Source organism: Enterococcus cecorum (assembly GCF_052119425.1).
Lineage (GTDB): Bacteria > Bacillota > Bacilli > Lactobacillales > Enterococcaceae > Enterococcus_E > Enterococcus_E cecorum_C.
The window spans coordinates 1-4883 of record NZ_JBQKFH010000074.1; the positions used below are offsets into that span (position 1 = coordinate 1).

Below are 4883 nucleotides of genomic sequence, written 5' to 3' on the forward strand. Positions count from 1 at the left end.
TTAGGATGGATGAGTCCTGTTCAATATAGGCTCCATCTTTTAGCTGCATAATGAAAACGAGACGACCGGAGTCGTCTCGTAAAAAAGTCTAACTTTTTGGGGTCACCTCAAAAAAAGTGGGGTCGCTACCGTTTTTTTATACTCTTTGTTTTTCTACTTTTTTGTAGGTGTTTTTCGTGATAAAATGACGTTGAGAGAGTGACGAAAGGGGTTTAGTAATGATAGAGTATACACTTGAAAATGAGATGGAGCAAAGATTAATTCATCAATTAACAAATGGAATTAGCCAATGGAAATACCGTGGGGATATTCATACAGAAGCAGAACTATGGAAAAATTTCTTTAAGATATTAGAATCAAATAATACTAAAGCGTTAAATGATCATCCCTTAACAGCTCAAGAAAAAGAACAAATCAAAAACCAATTGATGTTTCCTAACTTTTATGAAGCAGCTAAATGGATTGCTGGTGAAAATGGTATCGCAAAAGTGCAAGTCCAGCGTGAAGATGCAAGTCTAGGTACTATCCGTCTAGAAGTATTGCATCGAAATCATATTGCTGGAGGAAAATCGGTCTATGAAGTGGTTAATCAAGTCGTACGTCAAAATCAGCGTGACCGCAGACTAGATGTGACATTATTGATTAATGGATTGCCAATGATTCATATCGAGTTAAAAAATCATTCAGCACCATTTATGGATGCTTTCCGTCAAATTCGTAAGTATGAACGTGAAGGAATGTTTCGAGGAATTTATTCGGCTTTACAAATGTTTGTCGTATCAAATGGAGTAGAAACGAAATATATCGCGGCGGCTAGAGATGGAAAAATCAATGAACAATTCTTAACTGGTTGGGTGGATAAAAATAATCATCCGGTCAAAGATTTGGTTTCATTTACCGAACATGTCCTTTCAATCCCTCGGGCACATGAGATGGTGATGCAGTATTCAGTGATTGATGATGAGAAAAAAGCATTAATTATTTTACGCCCTTACCAGGTACATGCGATTGAAGCGGTGAAACAAGCTAGTCGTGAGCAAAAAAGTGGCTATGTCTGGCATACGACTGGTTCGGGTAAAACGTTGACGAGTTATAAAGTGGCACGAAATTTATTACAAGAACCAACTATTAATAAAACAATCTTTATCGTGGATAGAAAAGACTTAGATCAGCAAACAACTTCTAGCTTTATGAGTTATGCAGCGAATGATACTGTAGATATTGATGAAACTGAAAATACGGATCATTTGGTTAAACGTCTTTCTTCAGATGATCAAACCGTGGTTGTGACGACGATTCAAAAAATCAATACCATGTTGCGAAAATTCGAAGATGGAAAATATGTACGAGAAGCAAATAAGATTAAAGATAAAAAAGTGGCTTTTGTTGTGGATGAGTGCCACCGCGCAGTTACGCCACAAGCACAGCATCATATTAAACAATTTATGCGTAAATCTTTATGGTATGGTTTTACCGGTACACCGATTTTTGCGGAGAATAAGCGTGAACAGATAGGGGATTTAGCACAAACGACGGAAGAACAATACGGTGAAAAGCTACATGCTTATACAGTTAAAGAAGCTATACATGATAAAGCTGTGTTAGGTTTCCAAATCGAGTATATGACAACTATGCCTGATGTTAAGGAAGAAGATATTCCAGATGCAGCCTATGAAAACGAAGAACATATGCTAGCTGTTTTAGACCAAATATTAAACAAATCACAAAATAAATTGGGAATGAAAAATGGTGAAGGTGAAGCATATGAAGCCATGCTAACGGTAAAAAACATAGCAATGGCACAGAAATATTTCGAGTTACTCGTGAAAATCAAGAATGGTGAAAGTGAATTAAAAATTAGTGAACGTACTAAGAAGTTTTTACCAGATTTTCCCAAAATTGCGATTACATACTCGGTCACTGAAAATGATGAAGATAGTCAATCTAATCGTGAAAAAATGCAAGAAGCTATCGATTACTATAATCAAGAATTTGATACTAAGTTTTCCGTTGATGATTTAGTGAGTTATAATACCAATGTCAATGATCGTTTAGCAAGAAAACGCGATAGATATAAGATTCGTTCAGAACAATTAGACTTAATTATCGTGGTCAATCGTTTGTTAACAGGGTTTGATGCACCATGTTTATCAACTTTATTTATTGACCGTAAACCGATGAAGCCACAAGATTTAATTCAAGCATTTAGCCGTACAAACCGTTTGTTTGATAATCATAAGAAGCATGGTCAAATTGTTACTTTCCAAATGCCTGACAAATTCCAAGAAGCTGTAGATAATGCTTTAACTTTATACTCTAGTGGTGGGAAAAATCACGTATTGGCACCAAGTTGGGAAGAAGAAAAAGCTAATTTTGATGATGTATTAAGGAATCTCAAAAATATCGCTCCGACTTCGGATGATACACCAAACATTGATTCAGCTACAGACGAAGAATTACGTAGATTTGCTAAAGCCTTCCAAGAGTTCGATAAGTATTTTTCATCGATTCAAGTCTATGCTGATTATGATGAAGAAGAAGTCATGCGGGAAGCTCAATTAACGAAAGAAGAAATTGAAAAGTATGCTGGAAAATATGAAAATGTCCTTGATGAATTAAGACGACGTAAAAAAGACGATGATAATAATGATGATGATGAACCATTCGATGTATATTATGAATTAGAAAGCATTCGTACAGATGAAATCAACTATGAATATATTTTACGGTTAATTCAAAGCTTTATTCCTGAAGAAGATGGTTCTAATAATGAAATGACGGAAAAAGAAGCTAAGGTAATCAGTGGCTATATTGATGATTTGTCGAAACATAATCCTCAATTGGCTGAGTTGATTAATCAAATTTGGTTCGAAGTTCAATTAGACCCAGAAAAATACCGTGGAGAATCTATTTCATACTTACTTGAAAAGAAAATTCAAGAAACACAGAATGAAAAGTTGAAACAAATTGCGAATGATTGGGCTGTATCAGAAGAAGCGCTGGCCTATTATGCAGCGAATTATCGTCCACATATTGATAAACAATTAGGTGAATCTGAATTACGTAAATCTGGTGACTATAAGAAATATAAAGAATTACACCATGCAGAAGATATCAATCCAATGAAGTATAAGAATCAATTAAAACGTGGCATTAAAGAAGTTGTTGAAAAGGAAATTTTGCCGTTGCGTACAAGAAAATAGAGAGAGTAATAAAAGAGAGTTTCTAAATTCAGAGACTCTCTTTTGTTGAAATTTAAATAAATTACTTAAAAGTGTTAAAAAAATCCTTTTTGATAGTATTATAATTTTGTAATTTAGTTAAAATACATTAAATAAAAGAAGGCGAATAAGGTGGAAATAGAGAAAGAGTTAAAAAGAATTTACAACGAAGTAATGCAGATGGATATGTTGGAATTAAAACGTGCGTACGAAGAAGCTGAAACAGAAGAAGAGTTAGAGTTATATCGGGATTTGTTTACCTTTAGATTGCGGCAACGTCAAAAGAAGGTAATTAGTCGGAAAGAATTTGTAAGGTGAAGTAGATGAAAATGAAATGTACTGAATGGATACTAGATAGCTTTAAAGAATAGAAAAGGATGTTTTATATGATTCCATTAATAGAAATTGTACATCTTACACAAGGAATGAATACGAGTAGAATTTCTTCTGATGTCGATAAATTGTATGATCAAAAATCTTTTGAAATTGATGATATGATTGCAACGAAGCCAAATGAATTATTGTTTGATAAAGAAAATGCTGATTTGTATGTGAAACCAGGCGATGTGGTAATCAATAATATAAATCAACGTGCTGCTATTGTTAGTTCAGAAAACCAAGGAAAGTTGTTAACAGGGAATTTTTTTAAGGTTGATTTTTTGAACTATACGATAGATAAAAGTTACTTTGTCTATTTATACAATGAAAATAGAGAAGTGTTAAAAGAAAAAAATAAGCAGTTACAAGGAACAACTGTAGTACAAAAATTAACTAAATCAGGATTGAATTCATTGTTATTGCCTATGGTGTCACTCGAAAAGCAACAAGAAATCGGTCAAATCTACCTAAAATTGCAACAATTGAAAAAGAAGATGTATCAACAAATCGATAATCTCGACCAATTCACAATCCAAATTCTAGAAGGTAAGATAAAATCTGAAAATAAATGAAATAACCGAAATCACCAGTCTAATTCTGAATAGATATTGCCAATATTGCGCGCGTTTGGGAACAGCGGAAGTTAGGGAAAGTAGCAGAAATAGTAGCTGGTGGAGATGTAGATAAAAGTAAATTAAAGGAATATGGAAAATATCCTGTAATTGCAAATGCATTAACAAATGAAGGTATTGTTGGATATTATGATGATTATTATAGAATAAAAACCCCTGCAGTTACAGTAACTGGAAGAGGAGATATAGGACACGCTAAGGCTAGAGATACAAATTTCACCCCCGTTGTAAGGTTATTAACTTTAATCTCAAAACATAATTCACTTTTTCTAGAAAACGCAATAAATTTAAAGAGAATATATTCTGAATCAACAGGTGTACCACAATTAACAGCACCTCAATTATCAAAATACAAAATAGGTATAACGGATATTGAAGAAGAAATAGTGATAGGTACTTTTTTTTATAAATTAGATAAACTAATAACCCTTCATCAGCGTAAACTAGAACAACTTGAGCAATTAAAAAACACGCTTTTATCAAAAATGTTTCCTAAATCTGGAACAAATATCCCAGAAATTCGTTTTTCTGGCTTTACTGATGCTTGGAAACAGCGGAAAGCAAAGGAAATATTTATTACGATTTCAGAAAAGGGTCATATTGATTTACCAGTGCTATCAGCTTCTCAAGAATTTGGAATGGTTGAAAGAAA

The 4883-nt window shown here is 33.5% G+C and carries 4 protein-coding genes; all 4 read left to right on the top strand.

The window, feature by feature from the left end; translation table 11 throughout:
* The first annotated feature begins 218 nt into the window (after positions 1-218).
* Positions 219-3203 carry a type I restriction endonuclease subunit R gene (locus ACTQZM_RS11685; RefSeq protein WP_441653864.1) on the top strand — a complete coding sequence of 995 codons (2985 nt, stop codon included), beginning with the start codon at positions 219-221 and terminating at the stop codon, positions 3201-3203.
* 150 nt (positions 3204-3353) lie between these two features.
* A complete protein-coding gene (locus ACTQZM_RS11690; RefSeq protein WP_113842401.1) occupies positions 3354-3539 on the top strand; it encodes a hypothetical protein in 186 nt (61 codons plus the stop codon).
* A gap of 68 nt (positions 3540-3607) precedes the next feature.
* Entirely contained in the window at positions 3608-4171 is a 564-nt protein-coding gene (locus tag ACTQZM_RS11695) for a hypothetical protein (RefSeq protein WP_441653865.1), read from the top strand.
* Between the two features lie 89 nt (positions 4172-4260).
* Positions 4261-4883: restriction endonuclease subunit S (locus tag ACTQZM_RS11700; protein ID WP_441653866.1), on the top strand; the 623-nt coding region annotated here is incomplete at its 3' end.

What these genes read in the sequence shown, in the direction of transcription:
- ACTQZM_RS11695 (WP_441653865.1), top strand. Translation starts at nt 3,608, where the DNA reads ATGATTCCATTAATAGAAATTGTACATCTTACACAAGGAATGAATACG.
- ACTQZM_RS11685 (WP_441653864.1), top strand. Translation starts at nt 219, where the DNA reads ATGATAGAGTATACACTTGAAAATGAGATGGAGCAAAGATTAATTCAT.